Here is a 24,441-nt window from a genome sequence, read left to right as displayed (position 1 = left end):
CCCGCCGCCACCGCGCCGGCTCCCGCCGTGCGGGTCCCCGCCGGGGCGGCGACGCCGGAGACGGCCGGTCTGCCCGCGCTGATCGCCGAGGCCCGCCGGCTGTCGGACACGCTGCAGCCGCACGCCGTGGAGGCGTGGGCGGCGGTGGCGCGGGCCGCGGAGGGCACCGTCCTGGACGCCCGGGACCGGGCCGAGATCGCCGACCACGAGGCGATGGGCAAGGGGCCCGAGGGCGCCGCGCTGTTCGAACGGGCCGCCGAGCTGTACGCGGAGGCGGGCGACCCGGGCGAGGCGCTGGCCGCACGCGCGCGTGCGGCGTACGTAAGGGCGTTGGCGGGCGACGTGGACGGGGCGCTCGCCGCGGTCGCCGGGCCGTACGAGCGGGTCCTCGCGCTGTACGCCGAGGAGGGCACCGGCGTGCGGCAGGCCGCGTCCGTGGTGATGGCGCGGGCGCGGATCCTGATGCGGCCGGTGTACGAGGCCGGCGGTCCCGTGGACCCGGAGGTGCTGTCCGCCGCCGAGCGGGCCGCGCGGGAGGTGCTGGCGCTCGTCGAGGGGCACGCCGGTGACGACGTACGGCTCACGGCCCGGGCGGCCGAGGCTCGGGCGATGCTCGCGGAGGTCTCCGCGCGCACCGGGGACCCGCGGGCGGCCGCGGAGCTGTTCGAGCGGGCCGCGGCCGCGTACGTCGGGGCCGGGCTGCCGTGGTACGCGGTGGAGTACGAGGCCCGGCTGGCGGGGCTCGCGCACCACCTGGGCGACCCGGAGGGTGCCGAGCGGGCGCTGCGGGCGGCCCTGGAGCACGGCGGGGCGCACCTGGAGGCAGCGGGACGGGCCCAGCTGCACCTGCAGCTCGCCGAGGTGCTCGGCGGCCTGGACCGGGCCGAGGAGGCGGCGCGGCACGCCCTCGAGGCGGCGCACTGGGCCGACGAGGCGGACGAGGGCCCGGCCCTCGGGGCCTGGGCGCGCCAACAGCTCGGTGGTCTGCTGCTGCGGCTGGGGCGGTGGGCGGAGGCCGCCGAGGTGCTGGAGTCCGCGCTGCTCGAGCTGTCCCCCGGGACGCACGGCGACGGGGCGGTGGTGCAGACGCGGTGGTGGCTCGGCGACTCTCTGAACGAGCTCGGGGAGCACCGGGCGGCCGCCGAGCACCGGCTCCGGGCCGCCGAGATCGCCCGGCACTGGCCCGAGCAGCAGGACCACGCGACCCTCGCCCACCTGGCCGCCGAGTCGCTGAGCCGGGCGGGGCTGCACGAGGAGGCGGACCGTGCCTACGCACGCGCGGGCGACCTGTGGCGCTCCCTGGACAACGTGCACGGCCTGGTCCGCGCCACGCGCGCCCGCGCCTGGCTGGCGTTGCGCACGGAGGCCGGGCCGGATGCGGCGCGGGAGCTGATGCAGGCCGCCGTCACGGAGTGCGAGAAGGCGCGGGACACCGCCGTCGACGAGGCGGCGCGGCAGCGGTTCACGGCCGAACTCGGGCACACGCACCGGCAGTTCGGCGACCTGCTCGCGGGTGCCGCCGAGGACGGGGAGGACGGGGCTGCCGGGACCGGGTTCGAGGAGGCCCTCGCCAGGACGGAGCAGGCGATCGCCGCCTTCGCCCTGCTGGGGCCGGACGCCCTGCACGAGCGGACCGGTGCGGAACTCGCCGCGGGCCGGCTGGCGGCCCTCCTGGGGCGGCCCGCCGAGGCGGGGGCACGCGCGCGTGGCGTCCTGGCGGCCTGCGAGGACGCGGACGCCGAGGAGGACCTGGTGCGGGTGCGGCGCGCGGAGGCCGGGCGGCTGCTGGACCTCCTGGAGGAGCCGTCGGAGGGCTGAGGGCCGAGGGCCTAGAAGTGAGGGCCTGGGGGCACTCGGCGCCGATGGGCACTCGGTGCCGATGAGCGGCAGCGCGCCGGCTCCCGTGGGTCCGGGGTCTACTCCACCCCGATGAGCAGCAGCGCCCCCTGCCGGCCGCCCCGGTAGACCACCGTGTCCACCGCGAGGTACGACTCGCGGACCCGGGCCTGCAGACGGTCGGCGACGGAGTCGGGGACCTCGTCGTCGAGGACCAGGGTGACCAGTTCGCCGCCAGCCGCGAGCATGCGGTCCAGGACGTCCTCGGCGGTGGCCGTGACGTCCTGGCCGATCACGGCCACGTCGCCGTCCACGAGGCCGAGGACGTCACCGGCCTGGCAGATGCCGGCCGTGGTCCAGGACCGGTGCTCGGCGACGGTGACCTCGGCGTGCCGGGTGGCGCCGGCCGCCGAGGTCATCGCGACGACGTCCTCGTCGAAGCGGCGCCCGGACTCGTGCACGGCGAGGGCGGCGATGCCCTGCACGGCCGAGCGGGTCGGGATCAGGGCGACGCGGACGCCCTCCCCGCGGACCTGCTCGGCCGCGGCGGCCGCGGTGTGGCGCAGTTCGTCGTCGTTGGGCAGCAGGACCACCTCGCGCGCGTGTGCCCGCCGTACGGCCTCCACGAGCTCGCCGCTCGCGGGCGGCTCCCCGGGGCGGGCGAGCACCGCGGTCGCCCCGGCCTCGGTGTACAGCCCGGCCAGGCCCTCGCCGGGCACGACGGCCACCACGGCGCGCTGGACGCGCTGAACGCGCTCCCGGGGCTCCCGTACGGCCCCGGTGGCGCGCGCGTCGCCCGTGCCGAAGTGCGTGATGCGGATGCGGTGCGGCCGTCCGGCCTCGACGCCCGCCTCCACGGCGGCTCCGGCGTCGTCGACGTGCACGTGCACGTTCCACAGCCCGTCGCCGCCGACCACGACGAGGGAGTCCCCGAGCGCGTCGAGCCGCTCGCGCAACCGGGCGACGGCCGCGTCCTCGGCGTCCAGGAGGTAGATCACCTCGAAGGCGGGACCGCTCGTGGAGCGGTCGCAGGCGCACGGCGCGTCCTCGGTGTGCCCCACGCGCGCGTGGGGCACGGTCGGCGGGGTGCCGGCCACCGGGCCGGTGCCCGGCGGGGAGGCGGGCTCTCCGGGCAGCTGTCCCGTGAGCGTCTCCACCAGGGCGGCGAGCACCGCCACCAGCCCGCGCCCGCCGGCGTCGACCACTCCGGCGCTCTCCAGGACCGCGAGCTGGCCGGGGGTCGCGGCGAGGGCCGCGCACGCTCCCTCGTAGGCGGCCCGTGCGACCGTCCCGCAGTCGCCCTCGGTGCCGGTGGCCGCGTCGGCGGCGGCCGAGGCGACCGACAGGACCGTGCCCTCCACGGGGTGCGCCACGGCCTGCCGGGCGGAGTCGGCCGCGTGCCGCAGGGCCAGGCACAGGCCGCGCCCGTCGGTGTGCGCGCACTCGCCGTCGGCGGCGAGCACCTGGGCCATGCCGCGCAGCAGCTGGGCGAGGATCGTCCCGGAGTTGCCGCGGGCCCCGATGAGCGCCCCGTGGGCCATCGCCCGCGCGGCGTCGGCCAGGGTGGGCTTGCCGGAGTCGCTCCCGCCGTCCACCTCGTGCGCGGCGAAGACGGCCTCCACGGCCGCGACGGCGGACTCCACGGTCAGGTACAGGTTGGTGCCGGTGTCCCCGTCGGCCACGGGGTAGACGTTGATCGCGTCGATCTCCTCGCGCGCGTGTCCCAGCGCCCGCAGGGCCAGACCGCACCAGGTGCGCACCGCCGGCGCGTCGAACGTCTGCGGCACCTGCGCCACTGCGCCTCCCTGAGCTGCTGGACTGCAGGCAGCGTAGACCGCGGGACGGTGCGGGCCGGAAGAGGGCCCGGGCGGGTCCCGGAGCCACCGTGGTAGTTTCGCCGTACGGAAGCAGTCGTTGTATGCTGCTCCGGTTGCCCGATCTTTTCGGGCTCTCCCCTGGCAACGCCACTCGGATTCCGTAGTGCTCCCTGAGTCCCGGATCCGGATCCCGGCATGCCGGGATCAACCGTAAGTGCATCTGAAGTCTTTGGAGTGACCCGTGGCTGCCAACTGCGACGTCTGCGGCAAGGGGCCGGGCTTCGGCAACAACATCTCGCACTCGCACCGCCGTACGCCCCGTCGCTGGAACCCGAACATCCAGCGTGTGCGTACCGTGGTCGGCGGGACGCCGAAGCGCGTGAACGCCTGCACCTCGTGCATCAAGGCCGGCAAGGTCTCGCGCTGACGCACAGCAACAGCTAAGCGCGCGGCCACTGCTGGTTCGCTGCACTGAGCCGGTCCACCTCGGTGGACCGGCTTTTTGCCGTACCCGAGAAGCGGCCGGGGCCGCGCTGCGTGCCTACCCGGCCGCGTGCGGCTTCCGGAGGGCCCAGCCGTGGTCCACGGGGCCGATTCCGCCGCCGAGCGCGAAGCCGGCGGCGATCGCCCCGGTGACGTACTCCTTGGCGTCCGCGACCGCCTCCGGGACGGTCCGCCCCTTCGCGAGCCGCGCGGCGATCGCGGAGGCGAGGGTGCAGCCCGTGCCGTGGGTGTGCCGGTTGTCGTGGCGGGGGGCGCGCAGCCAGTGTTCCTCGGTGCCGTCGGTGAGCAGGTCGACGGCGTCCCCGTCCAGATGTCCGCCCTTGATCAGCACCCATTTCGGCCCGTACGCCAGCACGGCGGCCGCGGCCTCGGGCAACTGCTCCTCCGAGAGGACCCGTACGCCGGTCAGCCGGGCCACCTCGTCGAGGTTCGGCGTGGCGACCGTCGCCGCCGGCAGCAGCTCGGTCCGTACGGCGTCCAGCGCGGACGCGGCCAGCAGCGCGTCGCCGTGCTTGGAGACGCCCACCGGGTCGACGACCGCCGGTGCGTCCGTGCCGGCGATCAATCCGGCCACCGCCTCGACCAGTTCCGCCGAGGCCAGCATCCCGGTCTTGACCGCCTGGACTCCGATGTCGTCCACGACGCTGCGGTACTGGGCCCGTACGGCCTCCACCGGCAGCTCCCAGGCTCCCTGCACCCCGAGGGAGTTCTGCGCGGTCACCGCGGTGATCACGCTCATGCCGTGCACGCCGAGGGCGAGCATCGTCTTCAGGTCGGCCTGGATACCGGCGCCGCCCCCGGAGTCGGAGCCCGCGACCGTCAGGACACGGGGAGGAGCCGCGGTCACGACTCGACGTCCCCGAAGTGGTCCCAGCCGCCCTTCCTGGTCCACGGCGCCCCGTCGACCGTGACCTGGGGCAGCGCCGAGGGGTTGAGCACTTCGCCGATCACCCTCCAGCGGGCCGGCAGCTTCACGTCCGGCGGGAAGGTCGCCACGATCGCGTGGTCCTCTCCCCCGGTCAGCACCCATTGCAGCGGGTCGACGCCGACGGCCTGCCCGATGTCGTTCATCTGCGAGGGGATGTCGATGGCGCCGGAACGGATGTCGATGCGGACCTTGCTGGCCTCCGCGATGTGGCCCAGGTCGGCGATCAGTCCGTCGCTGACGTCGCACATCGCGGTCGCGCCGAGCCCGGCCGCCGCGGGTCCCGCGTGGTACGGCGGCTCGGGGCGGCGGTGGGCCTCGACGAAGGCGCGGGGCGAGCGGAAGCCGCGGGAGAGCACCGCGAACCCGGCGGCGGACCAGCCCAGCCAACCGGTCACCGCGACCAGATCACCGGGTTGTGCGCCGGCACGCGTCACCGGCTCGTGGTTGCGCAGATCGCCGAGCGCGGTGATCGACACCGTGATCGTGTCACCGCGCACCACGTCTCCGCCGACCACACAGGCGCCGGCGACCTGGCACTCGTCACGCAGCCCGTCCATCAGTTCGGTGGGCCAGGTGACCGGGAGTTCCGCGGGCACGACCAGGCCGAGCAGCAGCGCGGTCGGCACCGCGCCCATGGCGGCTATGTCCGCCAGGTTCTGGGCGGCCGCCTTGCGGCCCACGTCGTACGCCGTGGACCAGTCCCGGCGGAAGTGCCGCCCCTCCACGAGTATGTCGGTGCTCGCCACGACCCTGCGGTCGGGGGCGGCGACCACCGCGGCGTCGTCGCCGGGGCCGACCCGGACCGCCGGGGTGGTGGTGAGACGGGAGGTGAGCTCCCTGATGAGCCCGAACTCCCCGAGCTCACCAACAGTGCCCTTCATTGCCCTTTCGCCCCTTCTGTCCCTGTCCGTTCCCGGTCGCGCGTCAACGCGCTCCTCGTTACGGTCGAGATGACCGTCAACTTCTGTCCTACCTGCACCCCGGCGCGCGTGTCGCGGCCTTCGCGGGTCTCCCCGCGGCGCGTGGTGACGCGATACCGTGGCTTCCCTTTTCCCCACATGATCCTCGTGGCCGCCCTGGAGGTTCCGTGGTACAGGCGTACATCCTGATCCAGACGGAGGTCGGCAAGGCGTCGACCGTCGCCGAGACGATCAGCAAGATCCCTGGAGTCGTCCAGGCCGAGGACGTGACAGGACCGTACGACGTCATCGTGCGCGCCCAGGCCGACACGGTGGACGGCCTGGGACGCATGGTGGTCGCGAAGGTCCAGCAGGTGGACGGCATCACACGCACCCTGACCTGTCCGGTCGTGCACCTGTAGCCCCCGTCTACCCTTGGCCGGTGAGCTCTTTCCGTCACCGGCTTCTCAGCCTGCCCGCCCTCGCCCTGCTGATCACCGCCACGGGCTGTTCCTCGAGCGACGACAGTCCCACCGCGGCGGTTCCCAGTCCGGACGCGGCGGTCACGAAGCTGTGCCGGGACCTGGACAGGGCACTGCCGCGGACGGTGGACGGACTGGGCCGCGAGGACCCCCGGCCCGCCTCCGCACTGACCGCGGGCTGGGGAAGCCCGGCGATCATACTGCGCTGCGGGGTTCCGCGGCCCGCCGCGATGGATGACCCGGAGGCCGACGGGGCGGAGGTCGACGACGTCGGCTGGCTGCTGCAGAAGCAGGACGACGGATCGTTTCGCTTCACGACGACCCTGCGGTTGGCGTACGTCGAGGTGACGATCCCGGCGGAGCGCTCCGCGCATGGTGCGGCACCGTTGGTCTCGCTGGCGCCCGCGATCAGGAAGACGATTCCCGAGGGGGTCGCCGACTGATCGCCGTGGGAGGCGCGGGCCGTCCGCCGGCCACCGGTCGTGCGCGGCCGCCCGCTCCCCCGGCTCTCGGCTGCGTTCGAGCAGGGAGGAACCCCCTGCGTGGCGGAGCCGCGCATCGAACACGGCCCCACCGCTCCCGGGTGGGTCAGCGCAGCCCCGTCGAGCGGCGCAGGGCCGCCTGGATGAGGAGGTCGACCAGTTCCGGATAGCTGATCCCGCTCGCCTGCCACATCTGCGGGTACATCGAGATCGGGGTGAAGCCGGGCATCGTGTTGATCTCGTTGATCACGAACTCGCCCTCCTCGGTGAGGAAGAAGTCCGCCCGGACCAGGCCCTCGCAGGAGACCGCCTCGAAGGCCTCCACCGCGAGCCGCTGCACCTCGGCGGTCTCCTCCTCGGTCAGCGGGGCCGGGACGACGCCGGGTGTGGAGTCGATGTACTTGGCCTCGAAGTCGTAGTACGCGTGCGAACCGGTCGCCGGGATCTCGGCCGGTACGGAGGCCCGGGGGCCGTCCTCGAACTCCAGCACCCCGCACTCGATCTCACGGCCGCGCACCGCGGCCTCCACCAGCACCTTCGGGTCGTGCCGCCGGGCCTCCTCGACGGCCTCGTCGAGGCCCGAGAGGTCGTCGACCTTGGTGATGCCGATGGACGAGCCCGCGCGCGCGGGCTTCACGAACAGCGGCCAGCCGTGCTCGCCGGCGAAGTCGACGATCCTCTTGCGGGCGGCCGCCTGGTCCCGGGTCCACTCGCGGGGCCGGATCACCACGTACGGGCCGACCCTGAGCCCGAAGGAGGTGAACACCCGCTTCATGTACTCCTTGTCCTGGCCGACCGCCGAGGAGAGCACCCCGGAGCCCACGTAGGGCACGCCGGACAGCTCCAGGAGACCCTGGAGGGTGCCGTCCTCGCCGTAGGGGCCGTGCAGCACCGGGAAGACCACGTCGACCTCGCCGAGCGCCTTGGGCACCGAACCGGGCTCGGCGTAGACGACTTCGCGGTTGGCCGGGTCGACGGGGAGCACCACGCCGCCCTCGCCCGACTCGGCGAGCTCCTCGACGCTGGGCGTACGGCGGTCGGTGATCGCCATGCGCTCCGGGTCGTCCGCGGTCAGGGCCCAACGGCCGTCCCGGGTGATGCCGATCGGCAGGACCTCGTACTTGGACCGGTCGATGGCGCGCAGCACCGCGCCCGCGGTGACCACGGAGATCCCGTGTTCGGAGCTGCGGCCACCGCAGACGACGGCCACACGCGGCTTGCGGGACGGCTGGTCAGGGCTCTGGGGGAGGTTCTCGGTGCTCATATCGCGATGAGAGTACCTGTTGGCCGAGGCGTGAGTCAGCGTTGGAAACCCGGCGTCGCTCAGCGTCGCTCGGGCTTGGCACTGCGCGACATCAGCTCCTTGAGGGCCGTCACCGGCGATTTGCCCTCGTGCACGATGCCGACGACGGTCTCCGCGATGGGCATCTCGACGCCGTGCCGGCGGGCCAGATCCAGCACCGACTCGCAGGACTTGACGCCCTCGGCGGTCTGCTTGGTGACCGCGATGGTCTCCTCCAGGGTCATGCCCTTGCCGAGGTTGGTGCCGAAGGTGTGGTTGCGCGACAGCGGTGAGGAGCAGGTCGCCACCAGGTCGCCGAGGCCGGCGAGGCCGGAGAAGGTCAGCGGGTCGGCGCCCAGCGCCATGCCCAGCCGGGTGGTCTCGGCGAGCCCGCGCGTGATGAGCGAGCCCTTGGCGTTGTCGCCGAGCCCCATGCCGTCCGCGATGCCGACGGCCAGGCCGATCACGTTCTTGACGGCGCCCCCGAGTTCGCAGCCGACGACGTCGGTGTTGGTGTACGGCCGGAAGTACGTGGTGTGGCAGGCGCGCTGCAGTCGCCGGGCCACCTCCTCGTCGGTGCAGGCCACCACGGCGGCGGCCGGCATGCGGGTGGCGACCTCGCGGGCGAGGTTGGGCCCGGTGACCACGGCGATCCGGTCGGCACCGACCTTGGTGACGTCCTCGACGACCTCGCTCATCCGCATGGCCGAGCCCAGTTCGACGCCCTTCATCAGGGAGACGAGGACCGTGTCCGGGGCGAGCAGCGGCAGCCACTCGGCGAGGTTGCCGCGCAGGGTCTGCGAGGGGACGGCGAGCACCGTGAAGTCGGCGTCGCGGGCGGCCTCGGCGGGATCGGCCGTGGCCCGCAGGTTCCGGGGGAGTTCGATGCCGGGCAGGTAGTCCGGGTTGGTACGGGTGGAGTTGACCGCGTCGACGAGTTCGGCGCGGCGGGCCCACAGGGTGACCTCGCAGCCGGCGTCGGCGAGGACCATGCCGAAGGCGGTGCCCCACGATCCGGTGCCGAAGACGGCCGCCTTGACCGGCTTGCTCACGTGCCCTGCCCCTCTTCCTGTACGGCTTCCCGCACACCCGGCTCCTGCTGTACGGCCGACGCGGTCCTTCCCCGGTTCTGCGCCTCGGTGCGGCGGCGCTGCTCGATCCGCTCCCGGCGCGGGTCGTAGGGCACGGCGGGCGCCTTCTCGCCGCGGATCTCCTCCAGCAGGCGGGTGATGGCCGCCATGATGGCCTCGGTCGCCTCCTTCAGCAGCTCCGGGGTCACCTCCTGGTCGTAGAAGCGCGAGAGGTCCACGGGCGGGCCGGCCAGGACGTGGTGGGTCTTGCGCGGCAGCAGGTCGGGCTTCTTCGCGTAGGGCGGCAGCAGTTCGTTGGCGCCCCACTGGGCGACCGGAATCACCGGGCACTTGGTCTGCAGGGCGACCCGCGCGGCGCCCGTCTTGCCGGTCATCGGCCAGCCGTCCGGGTCGCGGGTGAGCGTTCCCTCGGGGTAGAACGCGACGCACTCGCCGCGCTCCACGGCGTCGATCGCGGCGCGGAAGGCGCTCAGCGCGTCCGTGCTCTCGCGGTAGACGGGGATCTGTCCGGTGCCGCGCATCGCGGCGCCCACGAATCCCTTCTTGAAAAGCCCGCTTTTCGCCAGGAATCGCGGCACACGTCCGGTGTTGTACTGGAAATGCGCATAAGCGAAGGGATCGGCGTGCGAATTGTGGTTCACCACGGTGATAAATCCGCCGTCGGCCGGAATGTTCTCCATTCCGCGCCAGTCCCGCTTGATCAGAACCACCAGCGGCGGTTTGCAGATCACCGCTGCGAAGCGGTACCAGAAGCCGATTCTGCGGCGGGACACGCGGACACCTTCCTCTAGGGCTGCCACCTGGACCGGGGGCCGCACAAGTGTCGCCCCAGGCCGTCTGTCTGTCGAGAACACCGTACGCCCGCCCGTCACCCGTCACCGCCCTTGCAAGGAGCTTCGTGCCCCTCCCCCTCCCGGCCCGCCCGAGGGCCCAGGGACAATGGCAGCCACACGAAAGGGGCGGAACGCCGGTGCAGTGGACCTTGGTCATCCCCTTGAAGCCCCTGGCCCGGGCCAAGAGCAGACTGGCGGACACCGCCGGCGACGGGGTGCGGCCGGGTCTTGCCCTGGCCTTCGCCGAGGACACGGTGGCGGCCGCGCTGGCCTGTCCGGCGGTCGCGAGTGTGGCGGTCGTCACGGACGACGGCGTGGCCGGGCGGGAGCTGGCGGCGTTGGGCGCCCGGATCGTGGCCGACGAACCGCGGGCCGGGCTGAACGCCGCGCTCACGCACGGAACGGCGGCCGTACGGTCCGCGCGTCCCGAGACCCCCGTTGCGGCCCTGAACGCCGATCTTCCGGCGTTGCGGCCCGGGGAACTGACCCGGGTTCTGCAGGCGGCCGCGCAATTCCCGCGTGCCTTTCTCGCGGATTCGGCGGCGGTCGGGACGACTTTGCTGGCGGCGGCTCCGGGTCGTGCGCTGCTCCCGGCTTTCGGTGCCGGTTCCCGGGCCCGGCACCGGGCGTCCGGCGCGGTGGAACTGTCCCTGGACGCGGTGGAGTCCGTACGCCGGGACGTGGACACCGGGGACGATCTGCGGGCGGCACTGGCCCTGGGGGTGGGTCCGCGCACGGCCGCCGCGGCGGGGCGGCTGCTGTTCCCCGGGCGGTGAATCCGGGGGCGGGGAAGGCGAGGGCGGTGAATCCGGGGGTGGTGAAGGCGAGGGCGGGGCGACGGCGAGGGGGCAGTAGGCTGCCGCCATGCAGGCGACCGCATACACGTACGACCCCGAAAGCCGCAGCGGACAGGTGCTCCTGGACGACGGCACCCCGGTGCCCTTCGAGGCGCCGGCGTTCGACGCGGGCGGTCTGCGGCTGCTGCGTCCCGGGCAGCGGGTGCGGATCGAGACGGAGGGCGAGGGGGACGGCCTGCGGATCACCCTGGTGACGCTGCAGACCTTCTGAACCGGCCGAGCGGGCCGAGCGGTCCGGGCTTCCCGCGCACCACGGCCCCCACCAGCCGCAGGAGCGCCGGACACACCGCGGGCCGGGCTCCCTCGGGAGTCCGGCCAGGCGTGTGAGTACCTCTGTGCCCCTACTTGCCGCGGGTGGTGGTCTTCTTGGCCGTGGTCTTGCGGGCGGTCGACTTCTTGGCGGGGGCCTTCTTGGCCGTCACCTTCTTCGCCGGTGCCTTCTTGGCCGCGGTCTTCTTGGCGGCGGCCTTCGTGGCCGTCGTCTTCTTGGCGGCCGCCGTGGTCTTCTTCGCCGCCCCGGCGGTCTTCTTGGCGGCGGCCTTCTTCGCCGCCGCGGTGGTCTTCTTGGCGGCGGCCTTCTTCGCCGCGCCCGCCGCCTTCTTGGCGGCCGCCTTCTTGCCGGCGGCCTTGGCGATGGTGGCGGTCGGGCCGGTGAGGCTGCCCTTGGGCGCCTTCTTCACCGCGATGTCGTTCTTCGGAAGCTTCTTCGAGCCGCTCACCAGGTCCTTGAAACCCTGGCCGGCCCGGAAGCGGGGGACGGAGGTCTTCTTGACCCGCACCCGCTCACCCGTCTGCGGGTTGCGCGCGTAGCGGGCGGGACGGTCGACCTTCTCGAAGGACCCGAAGCCGGTGACCGAGACCCGGTCTCCCGCGACGACCGCGCGGACGATGGCGTCCAGTACCGCGTCGACGGCATCGGCGGCCTGCTGGCGGCCGCCCATCTTGTCGGCAATCGCTTCTACGAGCTGCGCCTTGTTCACGTCTTCCCCTTCGGAGACCCTGCCGGAACGAAAGTGTTCAAGCTTTTCGCACGTTAGGCGGATATATACCGCAAATCAAACACGAAACGGGCTAATCACCCTTGTGTCGCAGTGGACTCAACGGTCTCGGGCTGTTCAGCCTTCCTCACCGGGGATTCGGCCCTTGTCGAGGTCTGCCGTGAACCTCTCCAGGCGCCTTGTCGCACCGGCAAGATCGTGCTTGGCCGCCGCCGTAATGACCAGCAGCTTCCGGGTCAGCGCCATCCGTACGCCCTCCGGGACTTGCAGTGCGCGCACCCTTGCGTGCGCTTCCTTCAGTTGGGCCGCGACCGCCGTATAGAGCTGGAGTTGGCCGTCGTTGTCCATGCACAGATTGTGCCATCTGGGGCGAGTTGTCGCCTGCGCTGGGGGCAACTACCGCCTCGGACAGCCCTCCTGGCACCTTCGCCGGCCGGGGCCCTGGGCCTCGCGTACCCCGGCAACAACCGCCATAACGTGGGAAGTTGAGAGCAGACGCGGCGGCGCGGCGGGGTTCGCGGGCCCGGAAACGGCTGTACCCCCGATCGGGGTGATCGGGGGTACGGCGGGGTTGCGCGATGGCCGAAACTCGACTTGTCCGGGCGCCGGGTCGGGGGCCGGCTCAGTTGTCGATCATCGACCGGGGGCGCCGGGTCAGACCGGCAGGGTGCGCGGCTTGAAGGAGGGGCGCTCCGCCTCGTAGGCGGCGATGTCGGCCTCGCTCTGCAGGGTGATGGAGATGTCGTCCAGCCCGTTCAGCAGCCGCCAGCGGGAGTTCTCGTCCAGCTCGAAGGGGGCGGTGATGCCCTCGGCGCGCACCTCGCGGGCGACCAGGTCGACGGTCACCTCGGCCCGGGGGTCCTTCTCGGTGAGCTCCCACAGCGCGTCCACGATCTTCTGGTCCAGGACCACCGTGAGCAGGCCGTTCTTCAGCGAGTTGCCCCGGAAGATGTCCGCGAAGCGGGAGGAGATCACGGCCTTGAAGCCGTAGTTCTGCAGCGCCCAGACGGCGTGCTCGCGGGAGGAGCCGGTGCCGAAGTCGGGGCCGGCGACCAGGACCGTGGCGCCCTGGCGCTCGGGGCGGTTGAGCACGAACTCGGGGTCCTTGCGCCAGGCCTCGAACAGCCCGTCCTCGAACCCGTCGCGCGTGACCTTCTTGAGCCAGTGGGCGGGGATGATCTGGTCGGTGTCGACGTTGCTGCGGCGCAGCGGGACGGCCCGGCCGGTGTGGGTGGTGAAGGCTTCCATGATCTCTCAGACTCCAGCGGGCGTACGGGTGTCGGCGTCGGACAGGTCGGCCGGGGCGGCCAGGTGGCCCAGGACCGCGGTGGCGGCGGCGACCTGCGGGGAGACCAGGTGGGTGCGGCCGCCCTTGCCCTGCCTGCCCTCGAAGTTGCGGTTGGAGGTGGAGGCGGAGCGCTCGCCGGGGGCGAGCTGGTCGGGGTTCATGCCCAGGCACATCGAGCAGCCCGCGTGCCGCCATTCGGCGCCGGCCTCCTTGAAGACCACGTCCAGGCCCTCGGAGACGGCCTGCAGGCCCACGCGCGCGGAGCCGGGGACGACCAGCATCCGTACGCCGTCGGCGACTTTGCGGCTCCGCAGGATCGCGGCGGCGGCGCGCAGGTCCTCGATACGGCCGTTGGTGCAGGAGCCTACGAAGACGGTGTCCACCTGGATGGAGCGCAGCGGCTGGCCGGCCTCCAACCCCATGTACTCCAGGGCCTTTTCGGCGGCCAGGCGCTCCGAAGCGTCTTCGTACGAAGCCGGATCGGGGACGGAGGCCGAAAGCGGCGCGCCCTGGCCGGGGTTGGTGCCCCAGGTGACGAACGGGGAGAGTTCGGCGGCGTCGATGACGACCTCGGCGTCGAAGACGGCGTCGTCGTCGGTCCTGAGGGTCTTCCAGTACGCGACGGCCGCGTCCCAGTCCTCGCCCTCGGGGGCGTGCGGGCGGCCCTTGAGGTATTCGAAGGTGGTCTCGTCCGGGGCGATCATGCCCGCGCGGGCGCCGGCCTCGATCGACATGTTGCAGATGGTCATGCGGGCCTCCATCGAGAGCTTCTCGATGGCGGAGCCGCGGTACTCCAGGATGTAGCCCTGGCCGCCGCCGGTGCCGATCCTCGCGATGATCGCCAGGATCAGGTCCTTGGCCGTGACGCCCTCGGGCAGTTCGCCGTCGACGGTGATCGCCATCGTCTTCGGGCGGGCCATCGGCAGGGTCTGGGTGGCCAGCACGTGCTCGACCTGCGAGGTGCCGATGCCGAACGCCAGCGCGCCGAAGGCGCCGTGCGTGGAGGTGTGCGAGTCGCCGCAGACGACCGTGGTGCCGGGCTGGGTCAGACCCAGCTGCGGTCCGACGACGTGGACGACGCCCTGCTCGACGTCGCCCAGCGGGTGCAGCCGGACGCCGAAGTCGGCGCAGTTCTTGCGCAGGGTCTCCAGCTGGACCCGGGAGACCGGGTCCGCGATGGGCTTGTCGATGTCGAGGGTCGGGGTGTTGTGATCCTCGGTGGCGATGGTCAGGTCGAGCCGGCGCACGGTGCGGCCGCTCTTGCGCAGGCCGTCGAAGGCCTGGGGGCTGGTCACCTCGTGCAGCAGGTGCAGATCGATGAAGAGGAGGTCGGGCTCGCCCTCGGCGCGCCGGACGACGTGGTCGTCCCAGACCTTCTCCGCGAGTGTCCTAGCCATCGCTTTCCCTCCGGCCGAACGCGGAACGCGCCGACCCAACTAGAAATCCTGAGGATGCGGTGCCCGCTCTCCCGTGACCCGGGCGACCGCCGCCGGGCCCGTCGGTCCGCAGGCCGCCTGTGATTCCAGAGTGGCGCGTTCCACGGAAAATTGAACTTGCGTTTCACAGAGTGAGACGCAAGTATCGTTGCATGGACAACAGTAGCGGCGTCGGCGTTCTGGACAAGGCAGCCCTTGTCCTGAGCGCTCTGGAGTCCGGTCCGGCCACCCTCGCGGGTCTGGTCACGGCCACCGGACTGGCACGGCCCACGGCCCACCGGCTGGCCGTGGCTCTGGAGCACCACCGTCTGGTGGCGCGGGACATGCAGGGCCGGTTCATCCTCGGCCCGCGCCTGGCGGAGCTGGCCGCGGCGGCGGGCGAGGACCGCCTGCTCGCCACCGCCGGTCCGGTGCTCACGCATCTGCGGGACGTGACGGGCGAGAGCGCGCAGCTCTACCGCCGCCAGGGCGACATGCGCATCTGCGTCGCCGCGGCGGAGCGTCTGTCCGGCCTGCGGGACACGGTCCCGGTCGGCTCCACGCTCACGATGAAGGCGGGCTCCTCGGCGCAGGTCCTGATGGCCTGGGAGGAGCCGGAGCGCCTCCACCGCGGCCTGCAGGGGGCCCGCTTCACGGCGACGGCCCTGTCGGGCGTACGGCGCCGGGGCTGGGCCCAGTCGATCGGCGAGCGCGAGCCGGGCGTCGCGTCCGTCTCCGCGCCCGTGCGCGGCCCCTCCAACCGCGTGGTGGCCGCGGTCTCGGTCTCCGGCCCCATCGAGCGCCTCACGCGCCATCCCGGCCGCATGCACGCCCAGGCGGTCATCGACGCCGCCGCGCGCCTCTCCGAGGCCCTGCGCCGCTCCGGCTGACCCCGGCCGCGAGGAGGGCCGGCCTCAACGCCGCGGCAGGTCCTCCGGACGGAACACTTGGCGATTCCCGTACCCACGGGCACGGCCGCCCGGCCCTGCGGGCCCCGCCGACCGGCGCGGGGCCCGCGCTCGGCCCCCACTGCCGGCCTCGCTCCCGGCTCGCCGGGCGAGAAGCCACCCCCGGGGCCCCCTCCCGGCCCCTGGACGGGGACTCCGTCCCCCGCACCCCTGGCAGGGCACCGCCCCGGCCCCGACGAGGACCGCCTCCCCGCCGCACCCTGACAGACTCCTGACCCAGGCCCGGCGGAGGCTGCCTTTCCCTCCCCCCTCTGCTCACCAGGTCCGCAGTACCCGCTCAGGGAAGGGCCCCGCCCCCGGGGGCTCCGCGCCCCGACCCGGCGGGGACTCCGCTCCCCTGCACCCCGGCAGGACCCCGACCCGCCCCGGCCCCCGATGGGGACTCCGCCCTCCGCTCCCCTGGCAGGGCACTGCCCCAGGACCGGCGGACACTGCCTCTCCCGTGCACCCCGGCAGGACCCTGATCCCCACCACCGGGCGCCCCCGGGGCTCGCCCCAGACCCGATGGAGACCGTCTCCCCGCCGCACCCCGACAGGGCCCTGCCCCGCCCCCGGACCCCCGGGGCTCTTCTGCCCCGGCCCCCGATGGGGACTCCCTCCCCCGCACCCCTGGCAGGGCACCGCCCCGGCCCCGACGAGGACCGCCTCCCCCGCCGCGCCCCGGCAGGGCCCTGGCCCAGGAGCGGCGGGGGCTCCGTCCCCCGGGCCCCTGCTCTGCCCGTCGGGTTCGCGGTGGCCGTTCAGGAGATGTGCAGGCGGGTGGCCGCGCGGTTTCCTCGGGGGGTGACCGGCGTGACGCCCTTGGCCTTGCCGAGGCCGGATTCGGGCATGTTCATGTAGATGGATTCGTAGGCGCCGGCCGGGACCACGTACGTCTCGTGCCAGAAGCCGACCTTGCCCCTCCCCTCGCGCAGCCGTCGGTTGAAGGCGGACCAGGCCGGGTGGTGGTTCCTGTCGGGCGCGGCGGCGTAGGCGAGGAGCTTCTCCGCGGACTCCCAGTACTGCACCAGCTGCACCTCGCGGGGCCCGGCCAGCAGGGGCCTGTAACCGAGCAGGCCACTGTCCGGGTCCTGGGTCAGTTCCTTGAGCATCGGTCCCATCGCCCTGGCCACCGGCCACCAACTGCGCATCGCGACAAAGCTGTTGATCCGCATTCCGATGAGGAAGACGACCACTCCCCCCTCGCTCGCGGCGGTCGTGCGTCCTTCGATCGGCCTGGCGTTCACACTCATGACATCCCCCGTCCTCGATCGCTCCCGATCCGTCCCGACCCACTCCGAGCTATTGGATAGCTCCACTATCCATATGGGATAGTGACACTCCCCAACAGGGGAGCGCAAGAGGGAAAGGCCGACACGGACATGCGACTGGCGGAACTGAGCGCACGCAGCGGCGTCTCCACCGCGACGATCAAGTACTACCTGCGCGAAGGACTGCTGCACCCCGGCCGGCGCGTCACGGCCACGCAGGCCGACTACGACGAGGGGCACTTGCGGCGCCTGAGGCTGGTGAGGGCGCTGATCCAGGTGGGGCGGATCCCGGTGAACTCCGCCCGCGAGGTGCTCGCCGCCCTGCAGGACGAGCGGATGGACCGCCACCAGCGCCTGGGCACCGCCACCTGGGCCCTGCCGCACGGTCCGGAGCCCGACGAGACGGACCCGGCCACCGAGGCCGCCCGGCGCACCGCCGACGAACTCGTGGACCGGCTCGGCTGGTGCTGCGGCGGCACGTCCGGCCGGCCCCCGGCCGCACCGGCGCACGGGATGCTGGTGACCGCGATCGCCGCCCTCTCCCGGCTCGGCTACCCGTGCGCCGCGGAGGACTTGGAGCCGTACGCCCGTGCCGCGCAGCGGATCGCCGTCAGCGATCTGGACCTGGTGGAGCGCTACGGAACGCCCGACGAGCAGGTGGAGGCCGCGGTGGCGCTGACAGTGCTGTACGAGCCGGTACTGCTCAGCCTGCGCCGGCTCGCGGAGGCCGAGGAGTCGCGCCGTCGGTTCGGTGGGGAGTGACCAGGAACACGCCGAAGGGCCCTCCCGAGGGAGGGCCCTTCGTCTCGCGTACCCCCGACCGGATTCGAACCGGCGCTACCGCCTTGAGAGGGCGGCGTGCTAGGCCGCTACACAACGGGGGCGTGGACACTGCGTTTCCGCAGGTCCGAGCTGGTCTACCTGGACTCGAACCAAGACTAACTGAACCAGAATCAGTCGTGCTGCCAATTACACCATAGACCAATGATGGTTTAGACCAGTCGTACCCCCGACCGGATTCGAACCGGCGCTACCGCCTTGAGAGGGCGGCGTGCTAGGCCGCTACACAACGGGGGCCTTGATCCCGAAGGATCCGTACCCCCGACCGGATTCGAACCGGCGCTACTGCCTTGAGAGGGCAGCGTGCTAGGCCGCTACACAACGGGGGCTTGCGGATGTGATCCGCGGTGCAGATGAGCTCTGCGAGCTGGCCTACCTGGACTCGAACCAAGACTAACTGAACCAGAATCAGTCGTGCTGCCAATTACACCATAGGCCACTGGAACGCAAGCCCCTGCGGGGATCTTGTTCTAGTAGTGCGCCTGGGGTTCAGGGCCTGTGACCCGCGCCCCGCGGCGCAGGAAGAACATTACCCGAAGGTGGACGGGGCTCCAAAACGCATATCCGTACCGAGGATGTCGGGAAGTTCGCCGAGCGAGGCGATCCGGCGCGGACCGGCGTCCCCGAACGGGGCGGTGTGCACGCCGTCGCGGTCGATCCAGACGGAGAGCAGCCCGGCCTCGGCGGCCCCCCGCCCGTCGATCTCCGGGTGGTCGCCGACGTACGCCACCTGGTGCGGAGCCAGCTCCAGCGCCTCGCACGCCGCGTGGAACGCCCGCGCCTGGGGCTTGGACACCCCGAGCTCGGCGGCGCACAGCACGACCTCGAAGCGGTCGCGCACACCGAGGGTGCGCAGCTTGTGCTCCTGGACGTGGAGGCTCGAGTTGGACAGCACCGCGTGCCGGTAGGCGCCGGCGAGGACGTCCAGGGCGGGCAGCACGTCCGGGAAGAGCGCCCAGGCGGCCTCGTAGTGGCCCAGGTACCGCTCGAACCACGCCTCGGTCTCGTCGTCGGTCAGCTCCGGCCTCCCGAGGAAGGTCCGCACCCGGTCCCGCCGCTGCTCCTCGAAGGACGCCTCCCCCGCCGAGAACCGCGCCCACTGCGCGTCGGTGATCCGCCGCCAGTGCACCAGGGCCTCCTCCGCGCTCCCGTACCCGTCGAGCAGCCCCTCGGCCACCAGATGCTCCCGCATGCCGACGCGGTCGGCGGTGGTGTAGTCGAAGAGAGTGTCGTCCACGTCCCACAGGACAGCCCTGATCGCCATGCCACCGACGGTACCGCCGGACGGGCCGGGAGAGTCCCGGACTCCCCCGGGCAGCACGAAGGGGCGGCACCCGAGAACGGGTGCCGCCCCTGGCGTACGTGCGCGTACGGATGTGTACGGGTGCGTACGGGTGCGTCGCCTTACGCCGCCAGCTTCGCCAGCGCCGCGTCGATGCGGGCCAGCGCCTTCTCCTTGCCCAGGACCTGAAGGGACTCGAAGAGGGGCAGGCCGACCGTGCGGCCGGTGACGGCGACGCGGACCGGGGCCTGGGCCTTGCCGAGCTTGAGGCCATGGGCCTCGCCGGCGGCCAGGACGGCCTCCTTCAGGGCCTCGGCGGAGGTCCAGTCGGCCGCCTGAAGCTTCTCGCGGGCCGTGCGGAGCAGAGCGTCCGAGCCCTCCTTCATCGCCTTCGTCCAGCTCGCCTCGTCCTCGACCGGCTCCGGCAGGAACAGGAAGTCGACGTTGTCCGTGATCTCGGACAGGACCTTCAGACGGGTCTGGGCGTGCGGGGCGATCTCCTGCCACCTGGCCTCGTCGAAGTCCTCCGGGGCCCAGGGCGCGAACGGGGGCTGCAGCCACGGGCGGCAGCGCTCCGTGAAGTCCTTCACGTCCAGCAGGCGGATGTGGTCGGCGTTGATCGCCTCGCACTTCTTCAGGTCGAAGCGGGCCGGGTTGGGGTTCACGTCCTTGATGTCGAAGGCCGCGACCATCTCCTCGACGGAGAAGATGTCCTGGTCGGCCGAGAGCGACCAGCCGAGCAGTGAGAGGTAGTTGAGCAGGCCCTCGGGCAGGAAGCCGCGCTCGCGGTAGAGGTTCAGCGAGGACTGCGGGTCGCGCTTGGACAGCTTCTTGTTGCCCTCGCCCATCACGTACGGCAGGTGGCCGAACTCGGGGACGGTCCTGGCGATGCCGAGCTCCATCAGCGCCTTGTAGAGGGCGACCTGGCGCGGGGTGGAGGAGAGCAGGTCCTCGCCGCGCAGGATGTGGGTGATCTCCATCAGGGCGTCGTCGACGGGGTTGACCAGCGTGTAGAGCGGGGCGCCGTTGGCGCGGACGATGCCGTAGTCCGGGACGTTCTCCGGGGTGAAGGTCAGCTCGCCGCGGACCAGGTCGGTGAAGGTGATCGTCTCGTCGGGCATGCGGAAGCGGACGATCGGGGCGCGGCCCTGGGCCTTGTACTCCTCGACCCGCTCGGCGCTCAGGTCGCGGCAGTGGCCGTCGTAGCCGGAGGGCCTGCCCGCGGCACGGGCGGCCTCGCGGCGGCTGTCCAGCTCCTCCTGGGAGCAGTAGCAGTGGTAGGCGTGGCCGGCGTCCAGCAGCTTCTGCGCGACGTCCTTGTAGATGTCCATGCGCTGCGACTGGCGGTACGGCGCGTGCGGGCCGCCGACCTCGGGACCCTCGTCCCAGTCGAAGCCCAGCCAGCGCATCGCGTCGAGCAGCTGGTTGTACGACTCCTCGGAGTCGCGGGCCGCGTCGGTGTCCTCGATGCGGAAGACCAGGGCGCCCTGGTGGTGCCGGGCGAACGCCCAGTTGAACAGGGCGGTGCGGACCAGGCCCACGTGGGGGTTACCGGTGGGCGAGGGGCAGAAACGGACGCGTACGGGGGATGGGGGTACCCCCTGCTCGAGCGAAGCCGAGAGCTTGGGGGAGGATGCGCTAGCCACGCTTGACAACCTTGTTGGTGAGAGTGCCGATGCCTTCGATGGTGACGGCGACCTCGTCGCCGACGTTGAGGGGGCCGACCCCTGCCGGGGTGCCCGTGAGGATCACGTCGCCGGGGAGCAGCGTCATGGCCTCGGAGATGTTGACGATCAGGTCCTCGATGGGATGGATCATCTCGCTGGTGCGGCCCAGTTGCCGCTGCTGACCGTTGACGGTGAGCTGGATGGTCAGATCGGCCGCGGCGGCGATGTCGATGTCCGTCTCCACCCAGGGGCCGAGCGGGCAGGAGGTGTCGAAGCCCTTCGCCCTGGCCCACTGCTTCTCGCGGCGCTGGACGTCGCGGGCGGTGACGTCGTTGGCGCAGGTGTAGCCGAAGATCACGTCCTTGACCCGCTCGCGCGGGACCTCGCGGCACATCCGGCCGATGACCACGGCCAGCTCGGCCTCGTGGTGCAGCTCCTCGGAGAAGGGGGGGTACTGGATCGGGTCGCCGGGGCCGATCACCGAGGTGGAGGGCTTGAAGAAGGCGAACGGGGCGTCGGGCACCTCGTTGCCGAGTTCGCGCGCGTGCTCGGCGTAGTTGCGGCCGAAGGCGACGACCTTGTTGGGGAGCACCGGCGGCAGCAGCCGTACCTTGCTCAGCGGCACCCGGGTGCCGGAGAGCTCGAAGTCCGCGAACGGGATGCCCTTGATGATGTCGAGGACGAGCTCGTCCGGCTGGTCGCCCTCGACCGCGCCGAAGGCGACGTTCCCGTCGATGGAGAACCTGGCGATGCGCACGGGTTGCTTGGCCCCTTGGCTTGAGCGGCTGGAGTCTGACGCTCCAGGCTAACGCGGTCGGAGGCCCCGGACCTCGCGCATTACGGCGCACAGGGCACGAAGGAGGGGCGCCCCGGGCCCGGGGCGCCCCTGATGCTTCGGTGCGGGTGGTCCGCTCGCCGGCCGCCGTGAGCATCCGGCGGCCGGCGCACGTACTACTCGGCGACGGCGGCCGCGACCGGCGCGTCCATGAGGACGGTGCGCCTGGGGTTGGCGGTCTGGGCGGGAAGGGAGACGGAGTGCTCCGGCTGCTCCGGCATCTGCAGGACTTCGGAGTCCTCGAGGTGCGTCAGCGTCGTGCGCCGGGGGTTGGCTATGGTGCGGAACATCAGCGTCGTCTTCACGGTTGTACGAGACCTTCTCGTCTACGGGCGCCGGGGCGTCGAGTGGCTCCCACGCCGGGTTGTCGGATTTGCCAACTCTGTAAAGCGTCAGGCTAAACATTCAATTCCCGACGGAAGTCGTGAAGAGCCCGTGGTTCCGGTGTGAGTTTGCTCACGGGCGTGTCGACAAAACGGGCATTCCTCCGGCCGCCCCTCCGTCGCCGAAACGGACATTGGCCCATTGAAGCCACCATTCCGCTCCCGATCATGGCGACTGGGACACCTCTTGTGACTCGCGGGTACGTAGCGATATGTCCCCTATGAACGAGATATCTTTCCACGCCGTGTAACGCGACACTCACGTGACGTCACGGAGGTCACAGCCTGGTCCTCACGCCTTGTTGGAGATCCGGCACTGTGCTGGAATGCCACGGACCGCCGCAGGATCGTGCCGGCGCGCAGAGGCGCAAACAGCGCCGAGTGGCGGCGGGAAGGGGGAGCCAGCGCCGGTCACTCACGACCACCAGGGGAAGCGTTTCAGGACACTTCCCACTACGCCGACACCGTCCTTCCGCTCACGCGGAGGGGCGCCTGGTCCAGAGGTTGCGACGCTAGTGCAGGGACGTTTCAAGAGGGATGGCAGCGCTTCGGCGGAGCCGGAGCCGCACGGCGGGACCGACCGTGGTTCCTCGCCCCAGCACGCCCAGAACCCGGGCCCAGGCCCGGCCGGCAACGACGGCGAGCGCTCCGGCGCGGCCGACGGGCCGGCGTTGCCGAGCACCGACCCGGCGGCCAAGCCGGTCAAGGGCCCGACCGGCCCCGGTTCGCGCATGGCCATGCGCAACTGGCGCATCTCCACACGTCTGGTGTCGCTGCTCGCGCTCCCCGTGGTCGCCGCGACCACGCTGGGCGGGCTGCGCATCGACCAGAGCATGGAAGACCTCCAGCAGCTCGACAACATGAAGCTGCTGACGGAGATGACCAAGCAGGCCACCGAGCTGGCCGCCGCGCTCCAGGAGGAGCGCGACCAGTCCGCCGGCCCGCTGTCCCACCGCTCCGTGGCGACCGAGGTCACCGTCAAGGGCGTCCGGGACAAGACGGACCGTGCCCTGGACAACTTCGTGTCCGCGGCCGAGGGGATCGACGACGCCAGCAAGAGCGGCAACCTCCAGGGTGTCCGCGCCACCCTCGTCGGCATCGTCAGCAACCTCAACAAACTCAACACGACCCGCAAGGACGCGTACCAGTCCAAGGAGAACTCGTCCCGGACGGTCGACCAGTACCACCGGCTGATCACCGATCTGCTCACCCTCTCCCAGGACATGGCCGAGGCGACCAGCAACCCGGAGATGATCCAGCGCACCCGCGCCCTGGCCGCCTTCTCCTCCGCCAAGGAGTACGCCTCCGTCCAGCGTGCCGTGATCGCCGCCGCCCTGCCGGCCAACAACACCACGACCGGCGACCTCTCCGAGAACGACCGCCTGTACGCCTACGCGGCACAGGAGAGCCAGACCTCGGACCTCACCAGCTTCAGCAACATCTACGGCGACGGAGCCGAGGAACTCCTCAGGCCCATGGAGGAGGGCAACCCGACCATCCTGGCCGCGAACACCTACGCCAAGCGTGTGCTGGAGAACCGCGACGGCATGGGGCAGGCGAACAAGCGCTCCTACCGCGACTGGGTCGACGACAGCTCCACCAAGCTCCAGCAGATGAAGAACATCGAGCACCAGCTGCTCGAGGAGATGGAGCAGAAGGCCCGCGAGCTGCGCAGCACCACCGAGCGCGAGGCCATCCTCTCCGGTGTGCTGATCCTGCTCGTCCTCGGCGTGTCGCTGGTCGGCGCCTTCGTCATGGCCCGCTCCATGATCCGCTCGCTGCGCCGGCTGGAGGAGACCGCGACCAAGGTCGCCCAGGAACGTCTGCCCGAGCTGGTCAAGCAGCTGTCCGAGTCCGACCCGCAGGACGTCGACACGTCCGTGGAGTCGGTCGGTGTGCACTCCCGGGACGAGATCGGCCAGGTGGCCGCGGCCTTCGACGAGGTGCACCGCGAGGCGGTCCGCCTCGCCGCCGAGCAGGCCCTGCTGCGGGGCAACGTCAACGCGATGTTCACCAACCTCTCGCGCCGCTCCCAGGGCCTGATCCAGCGCCAGCTGTCGCTGATCTCCGAACTGGAGTCCCGCGAGGCCGACCCGGACCAGCTGTCCTCGCTGTTCAAGCTCGACCACCTCGCCACGCGCATGCGCCGCAACGGTGAGAACCTCCTCGTCCTCGCGGGTGAGGAGCCCGGCCGCCGCTGGACCCGCCCGGTCCCGCTGGTCGACGTGCTCCGTGCCGCCGCGTCCGAGGTGGAGCAGTACGAGCGCATCGAGCTGTCCTCCGTGCCGACCACCCAGGTCGCCGGCCGCGTGGTCAACGACCTCGTGCACCTGCTCGCCGAGCTGCTGGAGAACGCGACCTCGTTCTCCTCCCCGCAGACCAAGGTCAAGGTCACCGGTCACGCACTGCCCGACGGGCGGGTGCTGATCGAGGTCCACGACACCGGTATCGGTCTGTCGCCGGAGGACCTCGCCGCGATCAACGAGCGGCTCGCCGCTCCGCCC

23 protein-coding genes, 5 tRNA genes and 1 pseudogene are annotated in these 24,441 nt (G+C 72.0%); 9 read left to right on the top strand and 20 right to left on the bottom strand.

From position 1 onward, the window contains the following. Positions 1 to 1,818 (top strand): annotated as a pseudogene (locus RH94_RS44525) (tetratricopeptide repeat protein); the annotation flags it as partial. 98 nt (positions 1,819 to 1,916) lie between these two features. On the opposite strand, the gene RH94_RS25205 reads toward RH94_RS44525, so the two are convergent. Then, positions 1,917 to 3,632, bottom strand: coding sequence for a DAK2 domain-containing protein (locus tag RH94_RS25205; protein ID WP_073950211.1), 1,716 nt, complete (start codon positions 3,630 to 3,632; stop codon positions 1,917 to 1,919). A gap of 262 nt (positions 3,633 to 3,894) precedes the next feature. Here RH94_RS25205 and rpmB point away from each other — a divergent pair, with 262 nt between their 5' ends. Further along, positions 3,895 to 4,080, top strand: coding sequence for a 50S ribosomal protein L28 (gene rpmB, locus RH94_RS25200; RefSeq protein WP_004924906.1), 186 nt, complete (start codon positions 3,895 to 3,897; stop codon positions 4,078 to 4,080). 114 nt (positions 4,081 to 4,194) lie between these two features. Here rpmB and thiD read toward each other — a convergent pair whose 3' ends face one another. Both thiD and RH94_RS25190 read right to left on the bottom strand, forming a co-directional pair. Continuing rightward, positions 4,195 to 5,004 (bottom strand): bifunctional hydroxymethylpyrimidine kinase/phosphomethylpyrimidine kinase, encoded by an 810-nt coding sequence (thiD, locus tag RH94_RS25195; protein ID WP_107428817.1) that lies wholly within the window; start codon positions 5,002 to 5,004, stop codon positions 4,195 to 4,197. Next, on the bottom strand, positions 5,001 to 5,966 hold the full coding sequence (locus tag RH94_RS25190) for a thiamine-phosphate kinase (protein WP_073950208.1): 966 nt from the start codon (positions 5,964 to 5,966) through the stop codon (positions 5,001 to 5,003). The genes thiD and RH94_RS25190 overlap by 4 nt, the downstream gene beginning before the upstream one ends. 206 nt (positions 5,967 to 6,172) lie before the next feature. Between RH94_RS25190 and RH94_RS25185 the strand changes: the two genes are divergently transcribed. Next, positions 6,173 to 6,406, top strand: coding sequence for an Lrp/AsnC family transcriptional regulator (locus RH94_RS25185; protein ID WP_073950206.1), 234 nt, complete (start codon positions 6,173 to 6,175; stop codon positions 6,404 to 6,406). A gap of 20 nt (positions 6,407 to 6,426) precedes the next feature. Further along, a complete protein-coding gene (locus RH94_RS25180; RefSeq protein ID WP_073950204.1) occupies positions 6,427 to 6,909 on the top strand; it encodes a DUF3515 domain-containing protein in 483 nt (160 codons plus the stop codon). A gap of 145 nt (positions 6,910 to 7,054) precedes the next feature. On the opposite strand, the gene RH94_RS25175 is transcribed toward RH94_RS25180, so the two are convergent. Genes RH94_RS25175 through RH94_RS25165 form a run of 3 tightly spaced genes read right to left on the bottom strand, consistent with a single transcriptional unit; the run spans position 7,055 to position 10,094 of the window. Then, positions 7,055 to 8,212, bottom strand: coding sequence for a D-alanine--D-alanine ligase family protein (locus RH94_RS25175; RefSeq protein WP_073950202.1), 1,158 nt, complete (start codon positions 8,210 to 8,212; stop codon positions 7,055 to 7,057). Between the two features lie 59 nt (positions 8,213 to 8,271). After that, positions 8,272 to 9,282: an NAD(P)H-dependent glycerol-3-phosphate dehydrogenase gene (locus tag RH94_RS25170; protein ID WP_073950200.1), complete on the bottom strand. Its 1,011-nt coding sequence runs from the start codon at positions 9,280 to 9,282 to the stop codon at positions 8,272 to 8,274. After that, on the bottom strand, positions 9,279 to 10,094 hold the full coding sequence (locus RH94_RS25165) for a lysophospholipid acyltransferase family protein (RefSeq protein ID WP_073950198.1): 816 nt from the start codon (positions 10,092 to 10,094) through the stop codon (positions 9,279 to 9,281). The genes RH94_RS25170 and RH94_RS25165 overlap by 4 nt, the downstream gene beginning before the upstream one ends. Positions 10,095 to 10,291: 197 nt before the next feature. Between RH94_RS25165 and cofC the strand changes: the two genes are divergently transcribed. Then, the gene (cofC, locus tag RH94_RS25160; RefSeq protein ID WP_073950196.1) at positions 10,292 to 10,930 is read left to right on the top strand and encodes a 2-phospho-L-lactate guanylyltransferase; all 639 of its coding nucleotides are present in this window, start codon (positions 10,292 to 10,294) and stop codon (positions 10,928 to 10,930) included. A gap of 88 nt (positions 10,931 to 11,018) precedes the next feature. Then, positions 11,019 to 11,222 (top strand): hypothetical protein, encoded by a 204-nt coding sequence (locus RH94_RS25155; RefSeq protein WP_073950195.1) that lies wholly within the window; start codon positions 11,019 to 11,021, stop codon positions 11,220 to 11,222. Between the two features lie 130 nt (positions 11,223 to 11,352). On the opposite strand, the gene RH94_RS25150 is transcribed toward RH94_RS25155, so the two are convergent. The 4 genes from RH94_RS25150 to leuC form a co-directional block, all read right to left on the bottom strand. Beyond that, positions 11,353 to 11,991, bottom strand: a complete 639-nt coding sequence (locus tag RH94_RS25150) for an HU family DNA-binding protein (protein ID WP_073950193.1) — start codon at positions 11,989 to 11,991, stop codon at positions 11,353 to 11,355. Positions 11,992 to 12,126: 135 nt separating this feature from the next. After that, positions 12,127 to 12,357 carry an SCO5555 family protein gene (locus RH94_RS25145; protein ID WP_073950192.1) on the bottom strand — a complete coding sequence of 77 codons (231 nt, stop codon included), beginning with the start codon at positions 12,355 to 12,357 and terminating at the stop codon, positions 12,127 to 12,129. 306 nt (positions 12,358 to 12,663) lie between these two features. Next, on the bottom strand, positions 12,664 to 13,257 hold the full coding sequence (gene leuD, locus RH94_RS25140) for a 3-isopropylmalate dehydratase small subunit (protein ID WP_073950190.1): 594 nt from the start codon (positions 13,255 to 13,257) through the stop codon (positions 12,664 to 12,666). A 6-nt stretch (positions 13,258 to 13,263) separates the two neighbouring features. Further along, a complete protein-coding gene (gene leuC, locus RH94_RS25135) occupies positions 13,264 to 14,694 on the bottom strand; it encodes a 3-isopropylmalate dehydratase large subunit (RefSeq protein ID WP_073950188.1) in 1,431 nt (476 codons plus the stop codon). A gap of 191 nt (positions 14,695 to 14,885) precedes the next feature. Between leuC and ndgR the strand changes: the two genes are divergently transcribed. Further along, entirely contained in the window at positions 14,886 to 15,602 is a 717-nt protein-coding gene (gene ndgR / locus RH94_RS25130; protein WP_073950186.1) for an IclR family transcriptional regulator NdgR, read from the top strand. An 818-nt stretch (positions 15,603 to 16,420) separates the two neighbouring features. Here ndgR and RH94_RS25125 read toward each other — a convergent pair. Continuing rightward, a complete protein-coding gene (locus RH94_RS25125) occupies positions 16,421 to 16,912 on the bottom strand; it encodes a DUF4188 domain-containing protein (RefSeq protein WP_073950184.1) in 492 nt (163 codons plus the stop codon). A gap of 129 nt (positions 16,913 to 17,041) precedes the next feature. On the opposite strand from RH94_RS25125, the gene RH94_RS25120 reads away from it, so the two are divergent. Beyond that, positions 17,042 to 17,692: a MerR family transcriptional regulator gene (locus RH94_RS25120; RefSeq protein ID WP_073950183.1), complete on the top strand. Its 651-nt coding sequence runs from the start codon at positions 17,042 to 17,044 to the stop codon at positions 17,690 to 17,692. Positions 17,693 to 17,741: 49 nt separating this feature from the next. Here the strand turns inward: RH94_RS25120 and RH94_RS25115 are convergent. From RH94_RS25115 to RH94_RS25075, 9 genes are all read right to left on the bottom strand, one after another. Next, positions 17,742 to 17,814 (bottom strand) — tRNA-Glu (locus RH94_RS25115). Between the two features lie 28 nt (positions 17,815 to 17,842). Beyond that, positions 17,843 to 17,914, bottom strand: a tRNA-Gln gene (locus tag RH94_RS25110). 20 nt (positions 17,915 to 17,934) lie between these two features. Continuing rightward, positions 17,935 to 18,007, bottom strand: a tRNA-Glu gene (locus RH94_RS25105). A 19-nt stretch (positions 18,008 to 18,026) separates the two neighbouring features. After that, positions 18,027 to 18,099 (bottom strand) — tRNA-Glu (locus RH94_RS25100). Between the two features lie 38 nt (positions 18,100 to 18,137). Then, a tRNA-Gln gene (locus RH94_RS25095) sits at positions 18,138 to 18,209 on the bottom strand. A 90-nt stretch (positions 18,210 to 18,299) separates the two neighbouring features. Continuing rightward, positions 18,300 to 19,034 carry an HAD family hydrolase gene (locus RH94_RS25090; protein WP_073950181.1) on the bottom strand — a complete coding sequence of 245 codons (735 nt, stop codon included), beginning with the start codon at positions 19,032 to 19,034 and terminating at the stop codon, positions 18,300 to 18,302. 140 nt (positions 19,035 to 19,174) lie between these two features. Beyond that, complete coding sequence (gltX, locus tag RH94_RS25085) at positions 19,175 to 20,698, bottom strand: glutamate--tRNA ligase (RefSeq protein WP_073950180.1); 1,524 nt, start codon at positions 20,696 to 20,698, stop codon at positions 19,175 to 19,177. After that, positions 20,691 to 21,476, bottom strand: a complete 786-nt coding sequence (locus RH94_RS25080; RefSeq protein WP_073950178.1) for a fumarylacetoacetate hydrolase family protein — start codon at positions 21,474 to 21,476, stop codon at positions 20,691 to 20,693. The genes gltX and RH94_RS25080 overlap by 8 nt, the downstream gene beginning before the upstream one ends. Positions 21,477 to 21,670: 194 nt before the next feature. Next, positions 21,671 to 21,859, bottom strand: coding sequence for a hypothetical protein (locus RH94_RS25075; RefSeq protein ID WP_073950176.1), 189 nt, complete (start codon positions 21,857 to 21,859; stop codon positions 21,671 to 21,673). 593 nt (positions 21,860 to 22,452) lie between these two features. Here RH94_RS25075 and RH94_RS25070 point away from each other — a divergent pair. Next, the coding region (locus tag RH94_RS25070; protein ID WP_234426035.1) for a sensor histidine kinase at positions 22,453 to 24,441 on the top strand (1,989 nt) is incomplete at its 3' end.

This window comes from Streptomyces kebangsaanensis (genome assembly GCF_001906585.1).
Lineage (GTDB): Bacteria > Actinomycetota > Actinomycetes > Streptomycetales > Streptomycetaceae > Streptomyces > Streptomyces kebangsaanensis.
Note: the sequence above shows the minus strand (reverse complement) of the source record. Positions and strands in the feature narration are given on the sequence as shown.